Origin of the sequence: Geomonas propionica, from assembly GCF_016458235.1 — a bacterium.
GTDB lineage: Bacteria > Desulfobacterota > Desulfuromonadia > Geobacterales > Geobacteraceae > Geomonas > Geomonas propionica.
The window spans coordinates 16,433-36,819 of sequence record NZ_JAEMHK010000014.1; the positions used below are offsets into that span (position 1 = coordinate 16,433).

At 62.5% G+C, this 20,387-nt stretch carries 17 protein-coding genes; 8 read left to right on the forward strand and 9 right to left on the reverse strand.

Annotation, left to right across the window (positions count from 1 at the left end):
* The first annotated feature begins 7 nt into the window (after nucleotides 1–7).
* From JFN90_RS22430 to JFN90_RS17100, 8 genes are all read left to right on the forward strand, one after another.
* Nucleotides 8–694, forward strand: coding sequence for a type 1 glutamine amidotransferase (locus JFN90_RS22430; protein ID WP_199396326.1), 687 nt, complete (start codon nucleotides 8–10; stop codon nucleotides 692–694).
* Nucleotides 695–810: 116 nt separating this feature from the next.
* Nucleotides 811–3,273, forward strand: coding sequence for a response regulator (locus JFN90_RS17070; protein WP_199396327.1), 2,463 nt, complete (start codon nucleotides 811–813; stop codon nucleotides 3,271–3,273).
* Nucleotides 3,267–5,474 carry a putative bifunctional diguanylate cyclase/phosphodiesterase gene (locus tag JFN90_RS17075; RefSeq protein ID WP_236019041.1) on the forward strand — a complete coding sequence of 736 codons (2,208 nt, stop codon included), beginning with the start codon at nucleotides 3,267–3,269 and terminating at the stop codon, nucleotides 5,472–5,474. The genes JFN90_RS17070 and JFN90_RS17075 overlap by 7 nt, the downstream gene beginning before the upstream one ends.
* A 485-nt stretch (nucleotides 5,475–5,959) precedes the next feature.
* A complete protein-coding gene (locus JFN90_RS17080) occupies nucleotides 5,960–6,298 on the forward strand; it encodes a P-II family nitrogen regulator (protein ID WP_199396328.1) in 339 nt (112 codons plus the stop codon).
* Nucleotides 6,299–6,349: 51 nt separating this feature from the next.
* Nucleotides 6,350–7,885 (forward strand): ammonium transporter, encoded by a 1,536-nt coding sequence (locus JFN90_RS17085; RefSeq protein ID WP_199396329.1) that lies wholly within the window; start codon nucleotides 6,350–6,352, stop codon nucleotides 7,883–7,885.
* A 311-nt stretch (nucleotides 7,886–8,196) separates the two neighbouring features.
* Nucleotides 8,197–8,640: a ferritin family protein gene (locus tag JFN90_RS17090; RefSeq protein WP_199396330.1), complete on the forward strand. Its 444-nt coding sequence runs from the start codon at nucleotides 8,197–8,199 to the stop codon at nucleotides 8,638–8,640.
* Nucleotides 8,630–9,442, forward strand: coding sequence for an inositol monophosphatase family protein (locus tag JFN90_RS17095; RefSeq protein ID WP_199396331.1), 813 nt, complete (start codon nucleotides 8,630–8,632; stop codon nucleotides 9,440–9,442). The genes JFN90_RS17090 and JFN90_RS17095 overlap by 11 nt, the downstream gene beginning before the upstream one ends.
* A gap of 359 nt (nucleotides 9,443–9,801) precedes the next feature.
* A complete protein-coding gene (locus JFN90_RS17100; protein WP_199396332.1) occupies nucleotides 9,802–10,257 on the forward strand; it encodes a universal stress protein in 456 nt (151 codons plus the stop codon).
* On the opposite strand, the gene JFN90_RS17105 is transcribed toward JFN90_RS17100, so the two are convergent.
* The 9 genes from JFN90_RS17105 to JFN90_RS17145 all read right to left on the reverse strand — a co-directional run bounded on the left by JFN90_RS17105 (nucleotide 10,247) and on the right by JFN90_RS17145 (nucleotide 20,358).
* Nucleotides 10,247–11,041, reverse strand: a complete 795-nt coding sequence (locus JFN90_RS17105; protein ID WP_199396333.1) for a sugar phosphate isomerase/epimerase family protein — start codon at nucleotides 11,039–11,041, stop codon at nucleotides 10,247–10,249. The genes JFN90_RS17100 and JFN90_RS17105 overlap by 11 nt on opposite strands.
* Nucleotides 11,042–11,049: 8 nt before the next feature.
* Nucleotides 11,050–12,318, reverse strand: coding sequence for a putative nucleotidyltransferase substrate binding domain-containing protein (locus JFN90_RS17110; protein WP_199396334.1), 1,269 nt, complete (start codon nucleotides 12,316–12,318; stop codon nucleotides 11,050–11,052).
* A gap of 195 nt (nucleotides 12,319–12,513) precedes the next feature.
* Nucleotides 12,514–14,034 carry a VC_2705 family sodium/solute symporter gene (locus JFN90_RS17115; protein ID WP_199396335.1) on the reverse strand — a complete coding sequence of 507 codons (1,521 nt, stop codon included), beginning with the start codon at nucleotides 14,032–14,034 and terminating at the stop codon, nucleotides 12,514–12,516.
* The gene (locus JFN90_RS17120) at nucleotides 14,027–14,347 is read right to left on the reverse strand and encodes a DUF4212 domain-containing protein (protein ID WP_199396336.1); all 321 of its coding nucleotides are present in this window, start codon (nucleotides 14,345–14,347) and stop codon (nucleotides 14,027–14,029) included. The genes JFN90_RS17115 and JFN90_RS17120 overlap by 8 nt, the downstream gene beginning before the upstream one ends.
* Nucleotides 14,348–14,407: 60 nt before the next feature.
* Nucleotides 14,408–15,625: a putative nucleotidyltransferase substrate binding domain-containing protein gene (locus JFN90_RS17125; protein ID WP_199396337.1), complete on the reverse strand. Its 1,218-nt coding sequence runs from the start codon at nucleotides 15,623–15,625 to the stop codon at nucleotides 14,408–14,410.
* 206 nt (nucleotides 15,626–15,831) lie between these two features.
* Nucleotides 15,832–17,826 carry a solute symporter family protein gene (locus tag JFN90_RS17130; protein WP_199396338.1) on the reverse strand — a complete coding sequence of 665 codons (1,995 nt, stop codon included), beginning with the start codon at nucleotides 17,824–17,826 and terminating at the stop codon, nucleotides 15,832–15,834.
* A 16-nt stretch (nucleotides 17,827–17,842) separates the two neighbouring features.
* Nucleotides 17,843–18,154, reverse strand: a complete 312-nt coding sequence (locus tag JFN90_RS17135) for a DUF485 domain-containing protein (protein WP_012529951.1) — start codon at nucleotides 18,152–18,154, stop codon at nucleotides 17,843–17,845.
* 870 nt (nucleotides 18,155–19,024) lie between these two features.
* Complete coding sequence (locus tag JFN90_RS17140; RefSeq protein WP_199396339.1) at nucleotides 19,025–20,074, reverse strand: hypothetical protein; 1,050 nt, start codon at nucleotides 20,072–20,074, stop codon at nucleotides 19,025–19,027.
* A gap of 32 nt (nucleotides 20,075–20,106) precedes the next feature.
* Nucleotides 20,107–20,358, reverse strand: coding sequence for a hypothetical protein (locus JFN90_RS17145; RefSeq protein ID WP_012529954.1), 252 nt, complete (start codon nucleotides 20,356–20,358; stop codon nucleotides 20,107–20,109).
* Nucleotides 20,359–20,387: the final 29 nt, after the last annotated feature.

Below are 20,387 nucleotides of genomic sequence, written 5' to 3' on the forward strand. Positions count from 1 at the left end.
AGGTTCAATGTTCCTGATCGTGCAAAACGACCCGCTGTGCCCGGCTGGCGGACTGCTGCATCTGCTGAAGGAGTCCGGGTCCCCCTACCGCTGCCTGGCCGCTTACGCCGGTGAGCCCCTGCCCGACCCGGCCTCTTGCACCGGCATCGTGGTGCTTGGCGGGGAGATGGGGGTGCACGACACGGCTGACCACCCGCACCTTGCGCTGGTGATCGACTTCATCCGCGCGGCACTCACGACGAGGACGCCGCTTCTCGGTATCTGTCTCGGCGGCCAGCTCCTCTCCCACGCCGCCGGCGGGGTGGTGAGCTCCCCCTCGCCCCACCGCGAGATGGGGATCTGCCGGGTCGATGTGATCGCCGAGGGAAGCTCCGACCCGCTCTTCGCCGGTATCCCCAATCCTTTCGTCACCTTCCAGCTCCACAGCGACAGCTTCACCGTCCCCCCCGGCGGGACGCTTCTGGCCAGCTCCGGCGCCTGCCCTGCCCAAGCCTTCCGGCTACCCGGCTGCGTCTACGGCGTGCAATTTCACCCCGAGGTGGACCGCGCCATCGTCGACGCCTGGGACGGCCTGTTCTCACCCCGTGCCGACTACCTCTCCGGCTTCATCGCCGCCGAAACCGAGTTCAACGCTGCCTCCCGGGCCATCCTGGCCAACTTCATCTCCCTCGCTACGGGCGCCCGCCTGTCTTGAAATCCCAACCTTATATTGTAAAGTTCTAACGTTTCCCTTCCGGGCATCACGAGACCGCGCCCCCACCGGGGCGCCGGCCGGTCAATTCCCCCTCCGGAAGCGACAAAGGAGGTGCCGTGAAGCTTCCGTGGCCGGGAAAAAGCTCCCTCAAGTCCAGACTGATCACGTTCCTCCTCGGCTGCAACACGCTGCTGCTTCTTTGTCTCACCCTCAGTTTCATCTGCTACCACTTCTGCACCTCACCCCTCGCCGCCGCTTCACAATCCGCCTTCTTCGCGTCGCTCCAGTTCACCCTGGCCCTGCTCGGCTCGCTGGGGCTCGCCGCGCTGCTCTCCCAGCGCATCGACTGGACCATCTCTGAACCGATCCGGGACCTGAGCAGGAAGATGGAGATCGTCTCCAGGAGCCAGGATTACCGGGTCCGGGTGGAGCGCGCCGGCGAGGACGAGCTGGCGGTCCTGTTCGCCTGCTTCAACAACATGCTCGCCGAGATATCGGTCCGGGACGAGCGCCTCGCGCTGCACTCCGAGGAACTGGAGCTGGAGGTGGCGGAAAGGACCCAGGAGCTGTCGGAGGTGAACCGGCAGCTGGAGGCGAGCCTGGTGAGCGTGCGTGAGGCGATGCAGAGCGCCCAGTCGGCCAACCGCGCCAAGTCCGACTTCCTGGCCCAGATGAGCCACGAGATCAGGACCCCGATGTACGGCGTGCTCGGCATGACCGAGCTCCTGTTGGGGACCGACCTGACCAAGGAGCAGGCCCGCTACGTGGACACGGTGCGGCGCTCCGGGGAGGCGCTTCTCTCCATCATCAACAACATCCTCGATTTCTCCAAAATCGAGGCGGGGCGCATGGAGCTGGAAAAGATCCCCTTCGACCTGCACCAGTTGGCGTCCGACGCGGTCGCGGTCTGTGCCGAGGACGCGGCCAGGAAGGGTCTGGAGCTTACCCTGGCACTGGAGCAGGGGCTGCCGCGCATGTTCGTCGGGGACCCGGGGCGACTGCGCCAGGTGATGGTGAACCTCTTGGGCAACGCCGTGAAGTTCACCCTTAAGGGATCGGTACGCCTGTCCGTGGCGGTCGCCGAGTACCCCGCACAGGTGCGCTTCTGTGTCGAGGACACCGGTATCGGCATCGCCCCCGACGCGCAGCAGCGCATCTTCAACCAGTTCACCCAAGGCGACGAGTCGATGACCCGCAAGTACGGCGGCACCGGGCTGGGGCTGGCCATTGCCCGGCAGCTGACCGAACTTATGGGGGGCGCCCTGGAACTGGAGAGCGAACCTGGTCGCGGCTCCCGCTTCAGCTTCACCGCCAGGCTCGACCTTCACGAGGAGGCGCCGCGCCCTGAACGCTGCTGCACCGCACTGCGGGATAAACGGGTACTCCTGGCCACCGACGACGAACAGACCAGGGAGGGGATCGGTGAGCAGCTCGCGTCCTGGGGGGTGGACCTGGAATGCGTAGGCGATGCCCCTGATGCCTTTTGCCGCATCGTGACCGCCCCCTTCGACGTTGCCGTTGTGGACCATCGCCTGGCCGGAACCGACGGCATCGAACTGGCCGCCACCATGCGCACCGTCCCGGCAGGGCGCTCGGTCAGGATCCTGCTCCTTACCGAGCGGGATGACCAGGCGGGCGACCCTCGCCTGGCCGAACTGGAGGCATGCTCGTTCCCCAGGCGGCCGCTGTGGCAGGACGGGCTCTACCGCGCCTTGATGGGAGCATTGGGGATGGACGAGGAAGAGCGGCTGGCAGTAGGCTGCTGCGGCGCCCCCGCTCCGCACCAGCGCCAGGTGCTCCTCGTGGAGGACAATGTGGTGAACCAGGAGGTGGGAAAGGGGATGCTGGAAAGCCTGGGGTACCGAGTCAAGGTGGTGGAGGACGGCGCCGCCGCCGTGAGCGAGGTGCAACGTAACCGCTACGACGTGGTATTCATGGACTGTCAGATGCCTGTACTGGACGGGCTGGAGGCGACCAGGCGGATCAGGGCGTGGGAGCAGGGGAGCGGCAACCGGGTCCCCATCATAGCCCTGACCGCATACGCCATGCCGGGAGACCGGGTGGCATGCCTGGACGCCGGCGCGGACGACTACCTTTCCAAGCCCTTCACCTGTGACCAGATCGCCAAGGCGATGGATCGGCAGTTGGACGGCAGCGCCGCGACCATGGTGGCCGCCGAGAGGGATGGAGACGGGGCGAGTGCTCCCGTGGAGCCCTTGCAGGTGATCTCTCACGACAAGATGAGCGGCGCCCTGGAGATGATCCGCACGCTCCCCGGCCACCGCGGCATGGAGATCCTGCGCAAGGTGGTGGACCTGTACCTGGCCAGCACCCCCGCTCTTTTGCAGACCATGCGCGAGGCCGAATCCGGCGGTGACGCGGAGAAGCTCAAGGCGGCGGCGCACAGCTTCAAATCCAGTAGCGCCAATCTCGGCGCCCTGCGCCTGGCCGGCGTCTGCATGGAACTGGAGAGCCTGGGCCGGGCCGGATCAACGGAAGGGGCACTGCCGCTATTACACCAGGTCGAGGAAGAGTACCGGCTGGTGCGGGACGCGCTGAGGGGAGGACCGCTATGCTGACCAGAAAGTCCAAGCGAGTCACCCCGCTGGTCATGGTGGTGGATGACGATCAGGCCGTGCGGCTGCTGGCCCGGGAGACCCTGGAAAATACAGGTTTCGTGGTGCGCGACGTCGAGACCGGCGAGCAGGCGCTGGAGGAGTTCGTCGCCTACGCCCCCGACCTCGTGCTCCTGGATGTGATGCTCCCGGGGGTGGACGGCTTCTCCGTCTGCAGTTCCATCCGTCGCACCGAGGGGGGACGCGACACCCCGGTGCTCATGATGACCGGCCTGAACGACCTGGAATCTATCGACTGCGCTTACGAGGTCGGCGCCACCGACTTCATCACCAAGCCGATCAACTGGCACATCCTGGGCTACCGGGTGAGTTACATGCTCCGGGCCAGCAGCGCCCTCGAACAGCTCAGGGAGAGCCGCGCCGGCTTGGCCCACGCCCAGAGTCTCGCCCATATAGGTTCCTGGGAATGGGACCTCGCCACGGGGGAAATCCGCTGCTCGGAAGAGGTCTACAGCATCTGCTGCGTCGATCCCAAGTACCGCGACGGCAATCCCATCCTCGACCCGGTGCACCACCAGGACCGTGCCTTCGTGCAGGGCTCCATCGATGACGCCATCGCCAAACGTGCCCCGCTCAGCTTCGATTACCGCATCCTGTTGGAAGGGGGGGAGCGTACCCTGCACGCCGAATTGGTAACCGTACTGGACGAGGAGGGGGAGGCCGTCAGCCTGACCGGGACCATCCAGGATATTACCGAGCGCAAGCGGGCCGAAGAGCAGATCCGCCTCTTGGCTTACTACGACGCCCTGACCGGGCTCCCCAACCGCCGCTTCTTCCAGCAGCAACTGGAGCAGGCGCTGGTGTTCGCCAACAGAAACGACCGGATGCTGGCCGTGCTGTTCCTCGACTTGGACCGTTTCAAGCTGGTAAACGACACCCTGGGGCACGGGGTGGGGGACCGGCTCCTTCAGGACGTGGCCGACCGCCTGCTGCGCTGCGTGCGCCGCAGCGACTGCCTGGCCCGCGCCGAGGACGATTGTCCCCCCTCGCTGGTTTCCCGCCTGGGTGGCGACGAGTTCACCATCATGCTCTCGGACATCGAGCACTTCCAGGATGTGGCCAAGGTGGCAAGGCGCATCCTGGACACGGTGTCGGTCCCGTACTCGCTGGAAGGTCAGGAGGTATTCGTCTCGACCAGTATCGGCATCAGCCTCTACCCCTTCGACGCGACCACGGCCAGCGACCTGATCAGGAACGCGGACGGCGCCATGTACCAGGCGAAGGAACAGGGGAGAAACGGCTACCAGATCTACGACGAGTCCATGAATGCCAAGGCGCTGGAGCGGATCATCCTGGAGAGCCAGTTGCACAAGGCACTCAAGGATGAGGAATTCGAGGTGTACTACCAGCCCCAGGTCAGCTGCCGCACCGGCGAGGTGGTGGGGATCGAGGCGCTGGTGCGCTGGAACAGCAAGGAGTTGGGCGTGGTCGAGCCGGGGCGGTTCCTGCCGCTGGCCGAGGAGATCGGGCTGGTGATCCAGATCGACCAATGGGTGATGCGGGAGGCCTGCCGCCAGCACAAGCTCTGGATCGACCAGGGACTGCCGCCGGTTACTATCGCCGTCAACATCTCCGGCCAGCAGTTTTTGAAGAACGAACTTTTGGACACAGTCACCGCCGTCTTGGAGAGCAGTGGCCTCGACCCGGGCCTCTTGGAACTGGAACTCACCGAAGGGGTGCTCATGGCGCACACCGAACGGACCGTGAAGACCCTTCAGGCCCTCAAGGGGATGGGGGTGCGACTCGCCATAGACGACTTCGGCACCGGCTTTTCCTCGCTTTCCTATTTGAAGCGGTTCCCGCTCGACGTACTGAAGATCGATCGTACCTTCATCAACGACATCACCAACGATCCCGACGACGCGGCCATCACCCTTGCCACCATCGAGATGGCGCACACCCTGAAACTGCAGGTGATCGCGGAAGGGGTCGAGACCCAGGCCCAGCTCGAGTTCCTCACCAAGAACCGCTGCGACATGTTCCAGGGGTACCTGTTCAGCAAACCGATGCGGCCGGAGGAATATCCCCGTCTCTTTGCTGCCGCCCATGTTGATCCCGCTGTTTCCGACCGCTCCCCTATCGCCGCCGCCGACGTCTTGGATGGCGGGGTGGATGACGTCTCTCCCGAATCCCCCGCGCCCTGAGCTCCCATCGCACCAGCTGTCTTCCCACCCCATTCCCCTGCCTAAAAAAACATCATGGCTGCCGCAATAAAAGACCGCCTCGGCACCGCGTTTACGGTGCGAGGGTGAAAAATCCTATGGTTTCAACCTGTTGCACCTGTGAATGCGCGCTGGCACAGCCTGTGCTAAGAGATGATCACACGGCACGAAGGTGTGCCGCAGAAGGCTTTCCCGCCCGTTTAGGCAATGGTGCAGGTCGTGGTGGAGGGCATCATATCGGGAAAGGGGGAACTGTTTTCAAGGCTGGAAAGAGCTGTTTATTCAGAGTTGAACAAAAGGCAAGGGCATCGAAGCCTTCAGGGGCCTGAAAAGAGAGGGAAACCTGGAACCGATGGATGCTATGTCTGCAAGCCGGCTGATCGGCCTGCCGAATGTTCTGCAAGACCTGTGATGCACGCAGTGTGCAACGACAAATCCACCGCCATTACTAACAAAGGAGGCAAGCGATGAAGCTGATAGAAGCAATCATCAAGCCGTTCAAACTGGATGAGGTGAAAGACGCCCTCAACGAGATCGGGATAGAGGGGATCACCGTGAGCGAGGTGAAGGGGTACGGGCGCCAGAAAGGCCACACCGAACTGTACCGCGGCGCCGAGTATGTCGTGGACTTCATACCCAAGGTGAAATTGGAAATCGTCGTGGCTGACGAGCTGGCGGCAAAGGCCGTGGCCACCATCGAGGATACTGCCAAGACCGGCAGGATCGGCGACGGCAAGATCTTCATCCTTCAGCTGGAAGAAGCGGTCCGCATCAGGACCGGCGAGAAGGGCGACGAGGCGATCTAGGACTTCAGGTTCTTTCAATCCAACCCATAAATACGATCAATGGAGAGTGTTATGATGCGTGACATTAATAAGCTAAAGGATGCAGCCAAGCCCGCTTCCAGCTGCCTCACCATGAAACTCGGGAAGCTGACCCTCCTGGCCAGCCTGATGCTGGTACCGGTGCTCGCCATAGCCGAGGAGAAGGCGGCCGAATCCGCCGCCGCCCCGGCTGCCGCCACCGCCACCGCGGCCCCTGCAGTCGCAGCACCCGCCGCCGCACCGGCAGCCGCAGCACCGGCAGCCGCAGCACCCGCCGCCGCTCCGGCGGCCAAGAACGTCGCCCCGGTCCTCAACACCGGCGACACCGCCTGGATGCTGGTCTCCGCCGCCATGGTCCTGTTCATGACCCCGGGCCTCGCCCTGTTCTACGGCGGCATGGTTCGCCAGAAGAACGTCCTCTCCACCATGATGCATTCCCTGGTAGCCATGGGCATCGTCGGCGTGCAGTGGGCCATCATCGGCTACTCGCTCGCCTTCGGACCCGACATGGGTCACGGCCTGGTGGGTGACTTCAGCAAGGCCCTTTTGAACGGGCTGATCACCTTCAAGGACGGCAACGCGATCTACGCGTTGTTCCAGAACGTCCCGACCGAACCGGGTGCCATCCCCGAGTATGTCTTCGCCATGTACCAGGCCATGTTCGCCATCATCACCGTGGCGCTCATCTCGGGTGCCCTGGCCGAGAGGATCAAGTTCTCCGCCTACTGCCTGTTCGTGCTGCTCTGGACCACCCTGGTCTACGATCCGCTGGCGCACTGGGTCTGGATGTCCGACGGCTGGCTCTTCAAGATGGGCGCGCTCGACTTCGCAGGCGGCACCGTCGTTCACCTCTCCTCCGGTATCTCGTCCCTGGTGGTGCTCTACTTCCTCGGCAAGCGTCACGGCTTCCCGAACGAGCGCATGGCCCCGCATAACCTGCCCTTCACCCTGCTCGGCGTCGGCCTGCTCTGGTTCGGCTGGTTCGGCTTCAATGCCGGTTCCGCCATCGTGGGCGCAGGCTGCTCCGACGCTGCGGGCGGCTTGGCCGGCCTCGCCTTCATGACCACCACCATCGCACCGGCCGCTGCCGGCCTGACCTGGATGATCGCCGAGTGGATCCATGCCGGCAAACCTTCCGCCCTGGGCTTTGGCTCCGGCGTAGTGGCGGGCCTGGTTGTGATCACCCCCGCAGCCGGTTTCGTACAGCCGGGTGCCGCCCTGCTCATGGGCGTCGCCGGCGGCCTGGTCTGCTACGGCGGCGTGCTGCTCAAGGCGAAGCTTAAGTACGACGACTCCCTGGATGCCTTCGGCGTACACGGCGTGGGCGGCACCACCGGTGCCATCCTGACTGGCGTCTTCGCCACCGTCGGCGCCACCGGCCTCACCTCCGGCAACATGAAGCAGTTCGTCACCCAGCTGGTCGCCGTCGGTGCTGCAGGCGCCTACGCGGTGGTGGTGACCCTCGTGATCGCCTTCGTCCTGCACAAGACCATCGGCCTGCGCGTCGAGAAGGAAGACGAGATCATGGGCCTCGACCAGACCCAGCACTCCGAGACCGCCTACAACTAGAACGGACTGGACAGCTAGCACCGAGAAGGGGGGCCGAAAGGTCCCCCTTTTCTTATTTGGGTGGCCGCACAAGCTGGCAGAGCGAAAGCCCCCTCACTGTCCCTCCCCCTCCGGGGGCGGGGACGCTGCGGCAACTTGGTCAGAGACAACAACTGCGTTTCTTCACGTTGGTTCCCCTCTGCGCCCGACTGGCGCGCCTTTACTCGCATACCTGCTCCCCCGTTGCGGAAAAAATCGCCTACCCTTTTGAAATTGCGAGATTTCCTGTTACTGTTTTCCAGCCATAAATAGACCGTGAGGGGAGGAACGTTATGAATTCCAGGGACATGGTGCTCCGGAAGGAAGGGGACGGCATCGGGTACTACGAACGCTGCGGCGCCGAGGCAGGGGTAGCGGGGCTCTCCACCATCTTCAGGATGTTCAGCGAGGACGAGCTGCGTCACGCGGGTGCCCTGCGCGCGCTGCGGGACGGAGGGAGGGTGGACCTGCGCCAATCGGCCACGCTGGAGGGGGCCCGCCGCATCCTGCGCCGGCTCTCGGTCGAGGAACTGTCTCGTTATCGCGGCGATCTGGGACTGTACCGGAACGCCATGCAGTTCGAGGCCCTTTCCGCCCGCGCCTGTTCTGAGCTTGCCCGCGAGGCGCTGCACCCCTGGGAGCGCGAGATGTTGCAGACCATGGCCGACGAGGACGAGATCCACTTCACGCTCCTCGAGGAGATGCAGGAACTGTTGGAGGAAACAGATGTCCAGTGAGGTCGAGCTGCGTCACATGCTCGAGGTAGCCGTGGCGGCCGCACGCGAGGCCGGGGCTTTGCAGAAACAGAAGCTCTGGAGCGATTTCAGCTACTCCTTCAAGGGGGAAGTAGATATCGTAACCGAGGTGGACCGGGCTTGCGAGGAGATGATCGTCAGCCGAATCCGGAGCGCCTATCCCGGCCACAGCTTCCTGGCCGAAGAGAACCTCTACGCCGACGGCGACCCCTCCTGGCGCTGGGTCATCGACCCCCTCGATGGCACCACCAATTACGCCCACGGTTTCCCCTGGTTCTGCGTTTCCATCGCCCTGGAGCGAGAGGGGGAACTCACCCTCGGGGTGATCTACCACTGCATGATGGAGGAGCTCTTCACGACGACCCTGGGGGGAGGGGCCTTCTTGAACGGCGCTCCCATCCATGTCTCGTCGCGGCAGCCCTTGAGGCAGTCCCTGATCGCCACCGGGTTTCCCTACGACGTCGCGCGCGGCAACGAGAACAACTTCCGCAATTTCTTCGAACTGCAGCTTGCGGCGCGTGGGGTGCGCCGGGCCGGGGCCGCCGCGCTCGACTTGGCCTATGTGGCGGCGGGCCGGCTGGACGGCTACTGGGAGTGCAAACTGAAGCCCTGGGACGTCGCTGCCGGGGCGCTACTAGTCAGGGAGGCCGGCGGGATGGTGACCAATCACAAGGGAGAGCCGCACCGGATCGATGACCACCGCATACTGGCCACCAACGGGCTTATTCACGAGGAGATAGAATCGCTCCTGGAGCGGGCGGAAAAGGCTCAGCCGGTGCTGTGACCGGCACATCATAGTGGGAAAAGGGGCGCCTGCGGGCGCCTTTTTGGTTGGATTATGTTGAAGCAAATCCCGTAAAGGCAAATCCCCCCCGCCCCCCCTTCGCAAAGGGGGGAGCCCTAGCTCGCGGGCAGCGCTTCGTGGGCACGTGCCGGTGGTTGACAGGCGTCCAGGACGGATTTGATTTTCAATGGGCCGGGACCAGGAGACGGTTGCCACGAAGCTTTGCATGAGGCACCAGGTTCCCCCCTTTTGCGAAGGGAGGACAGGGGGGATTTGCCTTAAAATACTGTAGGAAAAAGCGCGGCGATGTTATATAGTTGAGCGGCCTTTCACCCCCCCAGCCGCACTCCGGAGGAAAGATGCTCAACCTGCGCAAGAAGATCCTGGTGGCCATCGACGGTTCACCGCTTTCGGACAAGGCCGCCGAGGAGGCGGTCCGTTTCGCGGCGGGCATCCCGAGCCAGTTTAAGAGCAAGGTCTACGGGCTCCTGGTGCTCCCCAACGCGCCGCGCAACACCTTCACCGACTTCGTCCCCGCCCGCCCCATCACCGAACAGGACCAGTGGACCGAACTCAAGGAACGTATCTTCTACGTGGTGGAGAAACTCGCCGGCGAACTCGAGGTGCCTCTGGAAACGGCCGTGGTCTACGGCGACCCGGCCGAGGAACTGATCCGTTTCGCCCAGAAGGAGGAAATCGACGTGATCGTGATCGGGAGCACCGGCAAGGGGTTCCTGAAACGGAAGCTCCTGGGGAGCGTGTCGCACAAGGTGGTGCGCGACGCGAAATGCTCGGTGTACGTGGTCAGGGGGTAGTCTTGGCGGTTTCCTGCCTCAGGTAGGCGAGGATCTCCTTGAGGCTTTGCGTGATGATGCCTTCTCCCTTGGGGAATTCATGGGGGGAAAGCTCGAGGGTCAGGATGTCGTTGTAGGCGGTGTTGCGCAGGTGGTTCAAAAAGCGGGTGAGCGGCAGGATGCCGTGCCCCGGCAGCAGGTGCTGACGGCCATGCCCGTAGTCGGAAAAATGGATGTTCCTGATCCGGCCGCTGTTGTAGCAGAGGTAGAAGTCGTTGATGAAGTTGGCCCGCCCGCTTCCCATGTGGGTGCAGTCGAAAGTGAGGTAGAGGTTCCTCTCGTGGAGGAACTCGATCAGCTTCTGGGTCTCGGAGAGGATGTAACCGTTGATCCGGTACTTGCCGGTCCAGGGCATGTTTTCCAGGGTGACCGCCACCTGGTCCCCGCCGATCTCCTTCTGGAAGTCCTGCATTCGGTACAGCCAGCGCCAGTAAGCGAACTCCAGTCCCAGCCATGAGGGGGGATGGAAGTTCACCAGCCCAATGCCGCACTCCGCCGCGATCTCCACGCACCGTTTCAAAGAATCGACCGGACTCCCCCAGCCGTCCAACTGCAGGAAAGGGGCATGGATCGAGAAGATCGGCATGGTCTCGCCGAGCTCCTTGACCAGCCTGCGCGCATTCACCTTCTGGAACTCCTGGTTGATCACCAGTTCCATACCGTCAAAGCCGGCCTCCCGCGCCATGGCGAAGGCCTTGGGGAGGGGGAAGGTGAACAGCGTTCCTGCGGAGATCGATATGCGCATGGCCGGTCCTATACCTGTCCCACCAGCCTCTGGTAGGCGATCTTCTGCAGGTTGAGCACCGCCTCCAGCGCGCTCCGAAGCCGCGCGTCGACCGCCATGCCGAAATCCTCCGGGTTGGCGAAGGCTGCCGCCCCTTCGCTGCGGATCTCACCCTCGATCCTCAACTGCATCAGGCACTGCAGCGCCTTCAAGAGCCGCTCGGCCAGCTCCACGTCCAGAGCGCCCCGGTAGAGGAGCTGCCGGATCCGCTCGAGCGTCCCCCCTTCGTGCACCTCCGCCTGCAGCGCCAGGATGCGGACCAGCTGCACCAGGGGGGAGAGCCCCAGGGTCTCGATGTCGATCTCCCCCTGGTGTTCTCCGCCGCGCTCCAGGCGCCAGCGTCCGAAGTGCCCGAGGGCGAGGGGGAGGTTGATGACACGGCGCGCCAGTTGGAAAAATGGATCGCGGCCGCGCTGCTCCTTGAGGGCGGACGCTGCTGCGCTGAGCGCCTGTTCGGCCAACGGCTCAAACCCCGCCACGTGGCAGAGATCAGCCATCGACTCCAGGCGCCAGCTCCATTCCGGGAGCGGGGGGGGCGCCTGTTTCTGCGCGGCGGCAAAGGGAGCCATCGGCTCCAGTTCGGGGGGGCGCTGCTCCTGGTGCCGATCCCCGTTTTTCAACAGCGAGCGCCATTCGGTCAGCGAGCCGTGCCAGGGTGTTTCACCCTCGTCTAGCAGCCCGGCTTCGTGGAGCGCCTGGGTCAGTTGGTGGCTGAACAGGTAGAAACGCTGGGAGTCGAGCTGGTGCAAGAGCAGGTAGCGGTTGCGACCGTAGAGGGTCTGTTCGCCGCGGCCACGATCACCGGAAACGAGCAGGGCGTAGACCGGCGCCGTCCCCTGTCCCAGGTCGCGCATCCGTTCCTCGGCCAGTTGTGCCGCGCGCAGTAGCACTCGGTCGTGCAGGGCGTTGCAGGTGCTGCACAGGGCCAGCGGGGAGTTGCGGCGCCGGAAATGGGCGGCAACCAGTTCCCGGTAGCGCGCCTGCAGCGGCACCAGCGCCGCCGGGGTGGAAGCCTCGGCGATCGCCTGATGCAGAGCCGTCAGTTCCTCATCCAGCTGCCCCTCGTAGACGAGTTCCTCCTTGAACGAGTCGATCAGCGTGCCGAGGAAGGCCTCAGCCTCCCGGGACGAACTGCTGCCCCACTTGCGCTCCAGGCGCTTCTTGAGGTTATCCACCAGGTCCGTGCTGGCGCGCCACTTGAGGATCTCGTCACCCTTGGTTCCCAAAAGCATGGGCATAAAAACTCCAGAACCGGTTCTACGTTCTATGTTCTACGTTCTACGTTGAAACCTTAGCTGACCCCCTACGACTTCCACCAAACCTGTTCTAAGTCTGATCCGAAATCTGCTGCTACCCCCGCCGCTTCAACTAGTTGAGACTGTGTAACCCTGCTCCTAAAACCTAGAACATAGAACGTAGAACGTCCTTTGCCTTTAATCCAGGTGCCCATGCACCTCCTGCTCCAGGAAGCGCCTCATCTCCTCGGGTGGGGCGGGGGTCGCGAGCGATACGGCGATCATTACGCAGATGACCAAGGGCGCGCCGCACAGGGCGGAGGCGGTGACCGGAAAATAGAAGGCCACCCCCGGCAGTACCCCTCCCAGAAGCGGGGTGGCGACGGTGCAGAGTACGCCGGTCACCATGCCGGCGATGGCGCCGTAACGGTTGGCCCGATCCCACCAGATCCCCAAAAGGAACAGTGGGAAGATGGTGTTGCCGGCCAGCGCGAAGGCGACCGCGGTGATCTCGGCGATGAGGCCGGGCGGGTTGAGCGCCACCAGGAGCACCAGGGCGGCCAGCACCAGGGTCCCCCCCTTGGCCACCTGCATGCGCGAGGTCTCGCTGGCCTTCGGGTTGATGAAGCTGTAGTAGAGGTCGTGGGAGATGGAGGCGGCGCCGGTCATCAAGAGACCGGCCACGGTGAAGAAGGCGGCCGACAGCGCACCTGCCGCCAGCACCCCCACCAGCCATCCCGGCAGCCCGGCCATCATGGCGGTCTTCAGGGCGATCACGTCGGCGGCGGCACGTGCTGTATCGGGGGTGAAGGCGATACCCTGACGTGCCTCGATCAGCCTGCCGAAGACGGCGAAGGCGGGCGCGGACCAGTAGATGAGGGCGATGAAGAAGAGCCCCCAGACCACGCTCCAGCGCGCGTCCCGCACGTTGGGGACGGTGTAGAAGCGCGACAGCACGTGGGGGAGCCCGCCGGTCCCGACCATCAGGGTGAAGCAGAGCGCGCACCACTCGAAGAGGGAGTCACCGGCGAAGGGGAGGGTGAAGTCGATGCGGAACTCCCGGGCGAGGTCGGTCAGGGCCCGGCCGTAGCCGAACTGGGGCAGCAGCCAGAAATAACCGAGCTTGCGGGCCAGCCACATGAGCGGAACGATGAAGGCGACGCAGATCACCAGGTACTGCAGCTGCTGATTGCGCGGCACCCCGAGCGCCCCGGAGACCACCAGGTAGGAGACCACGGCGAGCGCGCCGTAGGTTACCCCCTGCTCGTAGCCTATGTCGAACATGAACGCGAAGATGAGCCCGATCCCCTTGAACTGGGCCACGCAGTAGATCACGGAGATGGCGATGGCGATCACGGCGGCCATGAGCCTTGCGGCGGGGGATCCGTAGCGTTCGCCCACGAATTCGGGTGTGGTGAATTTGCCGAAGCGCCGGATCTGGCTGGCCAGGAGCACCAGCAGGAGCACGTAGCCGCCGGTCCAGCCGATTACGTAGGCGAGCCCCTGGTAGCCCCGCAGGTAGATGATGCCGGCCAGCCCCATGAGGCTCGCGGCGCTCATCCAGTTGCTGGCGATGGCCGCGCCGCCGCCGATCCTGCCGGTGTAACGCCCGCCGAAGCCGTACTCCTGGCTCTCGCGCGACTTCTGCCTGAGCCCAACCAGGATGAACGAGAGCAAGACAGCCAGAACGACGAAGATGGACCAGGACGAGTCATTCATAACTTTTGTCTCTCCGGCGGCTGTGGTACTCGCTGATCCGGTCCACGTAGATGTTGAAGATGACGCACAGGATGATGAACCACAAGGGGAGGAACTGCCCGGTGAACCAGAAGTGCAGCGGCAGGTTGAACAGGGTGAGCCGGGTCAGGATGCTGCCGGCGCCGGTGCCCCGGCAGGCGTAGACCAGGAACTGGAAGCCGAAGGTGCAGACTCCCCAGCCGAAGAGGATGGCAAGGATGATGCGCACCTCGTCCCGCATGTGCCCCTCTTTGGGGCGGAGCAGGTTGACCTTGGACTTCTCGGATCGGCTCATGTCTCCTCCGCTGATGGAGCCGCTTGGGGAAAACCCCGGCACGGCAAGGCTATCGCGCTCCTAAACTATGGAAAAGTTGGTGTGAATGGTCTTTTGCAGATCCTCGATGAGGAGCAGCGCCTGCCTCATCCGTTCCCGTTCGTCGTTGGGGAGCGAATAGGGGTTCAGGTAGTAGGCGTCGTTCTGGATTCCCTTGATTACCTTGATCTGGAGCAGGATACGGTGCTTAGTGAGGATGCGGTAGGCCGCCACGAGCCCGCGCGCCATGTTGGCCGAGAAGCTGTGCTCCTTTTCCAGAAGCTCGATCCTCTTCACCGTCGAGGTCGCGGGAATGCCCTGGTTGATGGCCAGTATGCGCACGTTCATCACCAGGGGGGCCCAGGCCAGGAGTTTCAGGTTGAAAGAGCCCTTGTGCTCGCCGCTCCCCTCGGTCCAGAACCGCTTTAAGAACCCGAGCGCCAGCTTCATCTCGGTGGCGGCCTTGGCCATGCCCCAAAGGGCCATGAAGTAGTCCTGCAAAAGGGAGCGGATCAGGGAGACCAGCCTGCCGGCCAGTTCGGCGTCACCGGCCACGAAGCGCGCGTCGGAGAGGACGATCAGGTCCATCATGTTCTTGCCGTAGTCCTCGGTCTCGTAGCGCACGATGGCGTGCAGCCGGCGCTGCCACTGCGACAGCGAGCCGCGCCAGTTGTCGTTGACCGGCATGATCCCGCCGCTGCACTTCTTGAAGCCGATCTCGGCCAACCGCTCCACCAGGATCCGGCTGTACTCCTGAAAGTATCGGTCGGCCTTCTCCCCGCCGTCGTCGCTGTAGACGATCAGGTAGTCCTGGTCGGTGATGAGGGTCTGTTCCTCGCGTCCGTCGCTCCCCATGCTCACCAAGGCGAAGGGGACCGGCGGGGGGGAGGGCATCTCGGCCTCGACCAGTTCCAGCGCCCGCCCGGCCAGCGCGTCGCGGTACCAAGTACAGTTCTCGTGCAGCGCGGTGACCGAGTAGAAGTTGAGGAAGCGCTCCATCTCGAGGAGGTTCAACTCCTCGTGGAGTTTCAGGAGTTGGGCGTAGTCGGTCTCGGTGCCCACCTGCTCGATGATGGCTTCTTCCCTGCCTGAGTACCGGCGCAGCTTCCCCAGTTCCTCGGAGCTTTGCCACACCAGTCCTTCCAGCAGCTTTTTCCCCTCGTTCCGGTCCAGCAGCGGGAGAAAGGCGTGCACCTCCGCCAGCAACTCCGAAAGGAGTTCGCCGTCGCCTGGCTCGGCTGGATAGATCTGATGGGGCATGCGGGGCCACCTCTTAATAAATATGCTGGCGTTGATTCTACAGAAAAAAACTGCGATGTAAAACTGTTTTGCTCATAACCGGAACGATTCGTTGACTTTTTCCGTTGTGCATGGAGCGGGGAAGGGGAGGAAAGGATTGGGCGCGGGACAAAAAAATTGGGGAAGGTTTCCCTTCCCCAATTCCATGCTGCTTTGCTGCTTGCTGACTAGTGCTCGACTGCCTTGGCCATACCCAAACCGGTGTTCTGGCGGACGTAGACCTCGTCGAACATTTCCTCGGAGCGCCGGTTCGGGAAGGCGAGTGCGCCCAGGATGGCGGCCATGAAGCCCAGGGGGATGGAGATGATGCCCGGGTTCTTCAGGGTGAAGAGCGGCTTATCCAGGCCAACGATGGAGGTGCCGTCCTGCTGAGCATCAACCTTCGCCTTGGCGAGCGCCTTGGCGTCCTTCTCGGCGAGGGTCTGGCCGGCCGGCAGTGCGGCCTGCTTCTTCTCCATGGCGGCTACCACTTTCTTGGCGCCGGCTGCGACCACTTTCGGGTAGGTCATGTTGGGGGATACCATCACCAGGCCGATGGAGGCGATGGTGCCGACCAAGAGGCCGGAGATGACGCCGCCGGTGTTGAACTTCCTCCAGAAGAGCGAGAGGATGACGACCGGGAGGTTGCCGGAGGCGGCGACGGCGAAGGCCAGCGCTACCAGGTGGGCGACGTTTTGTTTCTCGGCGGCGAGGCCGATCATGATGCCGCAGGCGCCTACCACGAAGGAGGTGACGCGGGCTGCGAAGACCTGCTCGTGCTGGTCGGCGTGGCCGTCCTTGATCACGTTCACGTAGATGTCGTGGGCGATGGCCGCGGAAGCCGCGAGCACCAGGCCGGAGACCACGGCGAGGATGGTGGCGAAGGCGACGGCGCACAGGAAGGCGAGGAAGAGGTCGCCGATGACCGGGGCGATGTCCGCGCCCATCTGCTGTGCCAGCATCAGGGTAGCCATGTTGCCGCCCGGGTCGACGGAGGTGATACCCTGCGGGGTCAGATGGATAGCGGCGCCGAAGCCGAGCAGGGTGGTCAGGATGTAGAAGCCGCCGATGATGAACATGGCGATGATGACGGACTTACGTGCGGCCTGTGCGGTCGGCACGGTGAAGAAGCGCATCAGGATGTGCGGCATACCGGCGGTGCCGAGCACCAGGGCCATGCCCAGCGAGATCTGGTCCAGCGGGTTCTTGAGGTACAGGCCGGGCTCGAGGAAGCGCTGCCCGGCGTCCATGCCCGAGAGGATGACGCCGTCTTTCAGCACCAGCTTGGAAACGTGGTCCTGGATGTCCGGGCTGCTGACGATGGTCGAGAAGAAGCCGATCGGGTTGAAGCCGGCCTTGACCATGACCAGGAAGGAGAGCAGGAAGGCGCCCGACATGAGGAGGCCCGCCTTGATGATCTGTACCCAGGTGGTGGCGACCATGCCGCCGAAGACAACGTAGCCGACCATGAGGATGCCGACGCCGATGATGGACATCTTGTAGGGGATACCGACCAAGAGTGCCATCAGTTTGCCCGCACCGACCATCTGGGCGGTGAGGTAGAAGGTGGAAACCGCGACAGTGGAGATGGCGGCGAAAGCGCGTACCGGCTTGGGCGAGGTCCTGAAGGAGAGAATGTCGCCCAGGGTGTACTTGCCCGCGTTGCGGCAGGGTTCCGCCACTATCAGAAGCACTGTGATGTACGCCACCAGCCAGCCGACCGAGTACATGAACCCGTCATAGCCGTAGAGCGAGATCAGGCCGGAAATACCCAGGAAGGAGGCTGCCGACATGTAGTCGCCGGCGATGGCCCAGCCGTTCTGGGTGCCGGTGATGCCGCCGCCCGCCGCGTAGAAGTCCGCAGCCGACTTGGTCTGCTTGGCGGCCCAGACCACGACGCCCATGGTGATGGCGATGATGATCATGAACATGCCGATGGTGATGGTCTTGTTGGTTTTCAGTTCCCTCTTGGCCGGTGCCGGTGCGGCAGGGGCAGGGGTGGCCACGGAAGCGGCTGCGTTGGGCGCGGGTGCGGTAGCTGTCGCGGCGGGTGCTCCCTGGGCTGCCGGGGCACTCATCGCCGGCGCTGCGCCGGCTGCCGGCGCCTTCTGCTCTTCAGCGTAGGCTGCTGCGGCGACCGAGAGGGCCAAGCTGGCTGCTATGAATATCTTCTTGATGGTCATGTCCTGTCCTCCTTCCCTAGAGATGTAATTCGTCGATCAGTTCCCTGGTCAACCGGTCAAAGTCCTTGTTGGCGACGTGAGAGTAGTAGAGTGCAATCCCCCAGGAGACGAAGAACTGGGAGAGTGCGAATACGTACCCGAAGTTGATCACGCCGATCATTTTGACCTTGAAGATCCCCGGTGTGTAGGCCGCCCCGATGGGGAGCAGGAAATAGTACACACAGGAGAAAATCCACCACCCGAAAAGGAAGGCCGTCTTCTTGTGATGCAGTTCCACGAATTTGGGATTTTTTGCGATTGCTTTCCAGTCGTACTGTCTTTCTGCCATGGTTGTCACTCCTTTCTCAGTAAGATGCGTTGCGGCGGCGTCCCGCCCCTCTGGTTTCAGTTCCCGATAAATCCCCCTTTCCAAGATCTGTAAATTTTGTTTCTAAAAATGTCGGTACTGTTTTGCTGGAAATGGTTAAAGCGTTCTGTTTGGAGCGCCGGTTTGCAAGTTACCGTTTTTTATGGAATGGCCGCATCAGGCGGTCTGTGGTAGCCCTTTCTCCTGCTTTCGGGCCTCGCCTCATTTTTCCGTATACGTGAGATTGTTGTATCACAGGATTTTCAAATGCACAATAAAAATAAACAGCGTTCTAAATAAATTGATGCTCTTGAGAGGCCTTGTTTTATGATCTGGTCGCGTGCAAATATTTTAAATGACAGGCGAAAAAAGAAAAGCAGACGGTAAATTATTTTTTATTATTGTTGGGTGGTCGCGCGGGGCTCGCCTTTTTGCTGAATTTCGTGGTGCCGTTTTGGGAGTTGCTCAAACGCTGTCGCATTATTGTGTCAAACAAATTTGATTCTCAATCTGGTTGTGCCATAAGCGTACCAGCGCACTATCCCGTGCTCAATGCATTGTTATTTCCAGGCAGTGGCGGGTTCAGCACAGATTGTCAGGCGATCAATGTGCTTCGTGAAGATTTCATGGGGAGAGTAAAGACAATAGAGACAGTGGATTTCGTATCAGGATAGCTTTGAGGCGTTCGTATCAGGCAGGAACTGTGAATGCTAGTGCGGTGGTGTAACTGTAATTACATGAAAAGGCATGACGATGTTTTATAATCATAATATTAGCGGAAGGAGATGGCAAAAACAAAGGGGAAACCTGGACCGGTTTCCCCTGTTAATACAGATGCATGTGGAGAAGAATCTACACGTGTTTCTCCGTTGTCAGTCTGCGGGGTCCATTCATGCGTATCGCGGCCGCGAACTCCATCCAGAAGATGAGATAGATGGAAATCATCAGGGAGAGCCCGATATTGGCGTTCTCCGGGCCAAGGGCCTTGGTGAGTATCGGGGAGGCGAAACCGGCGCCAAGGGTGCCGGTGGCCCGCTCCAGCAGGTAGAAGACGGGGAGGGTGATCAGGGTCCCCGCGAACATGATGGCGATGCCGCGTCCCCGTTTCACCCAGTACTTGGGCGAGAAGCCGAACATCCGCATGAATATCACCACCAGGATGATCCAGACCGAGTAGTCCACGGCTGCATCGGGAAGAGCGAGCTTGTTCTTGACCAGGGCCACCTCGAGGATAGTGACCGCGAAGAGCAGCACGAACATCCAGTTGAACTTCTCATTGGCCTGGGTCTGCCAGTTGCGGCTGTCAGGAGCGGCGGTCTCGCGCATGGAGTGGTTCGGTGTCCCCAGCGCGGAGAAGAGAATGGCGAACCAGATTCCCGCGTTATGGAACAAGAGCGAGGCGTGGTTGCCCGCCACGTTGGCGATGCGGGACATGGGATCGCGGGCGAAGTCGGCGGCGATCCGCATCAGAAACAGGTTCACGATCACCGAGCACATGATGATTACGGTCAGGGTGAAGATGCGCCGCGGCAGGAGGTATGGGTCGATTCGGTCCGGGAATCCCAGGATGAAAGCGAACCAGATCAGGTACATGATGAGGGGGATACCCAGGCAGATGCCGTAGACCGAGTTGCCGGCGAAGTCGCCGTTTTGCGCGTAGATGATGTACTTTTCGTCGTTGTCCGGGTCGGTGTTGGCCGCCTGCACCACTTCCTTGGCCACCTTCTTCACGTGGGGGAGAAGACCCATGCCGTACCAGCCATGGTCGCCCTGCGAGGTGTCCACCACCCAGTACTGGTCCCCCATCATCTCGTCGAGCCCCTGGAAGATGCGCAGGGAAAAGGTCGCGCAGAGGACGACGACCAGTAAAAGAAGTATCACGTTTGACAGTTTCATCGGCATGTGATGTTCCTCCTAATCGGCGCCAGGCGCTGTTATTCCTTGTGGGTGGTCCAGAACATGGAGACGGCGTTGGCGGCGAAGAGGCCATAGAGCCACATGGTGTTCCAGGCAGGCCCGGACCAGTGGCTGCCGCGACCGCCACCGACCACGCCGGAGGCGATGACGATGCCGATCATGGCGGTGAAGGCTACCATGGCGACGGCGCGCAGGATGGCAGAGTTGCGCCAGGTGTGCCGCTCCAACTCCTCAAGCCTCGAGAGCAGTTCAAGTTCTTTTTCACTCATCGCCGTTCTCCTTTTCCATAGTAGTGCAG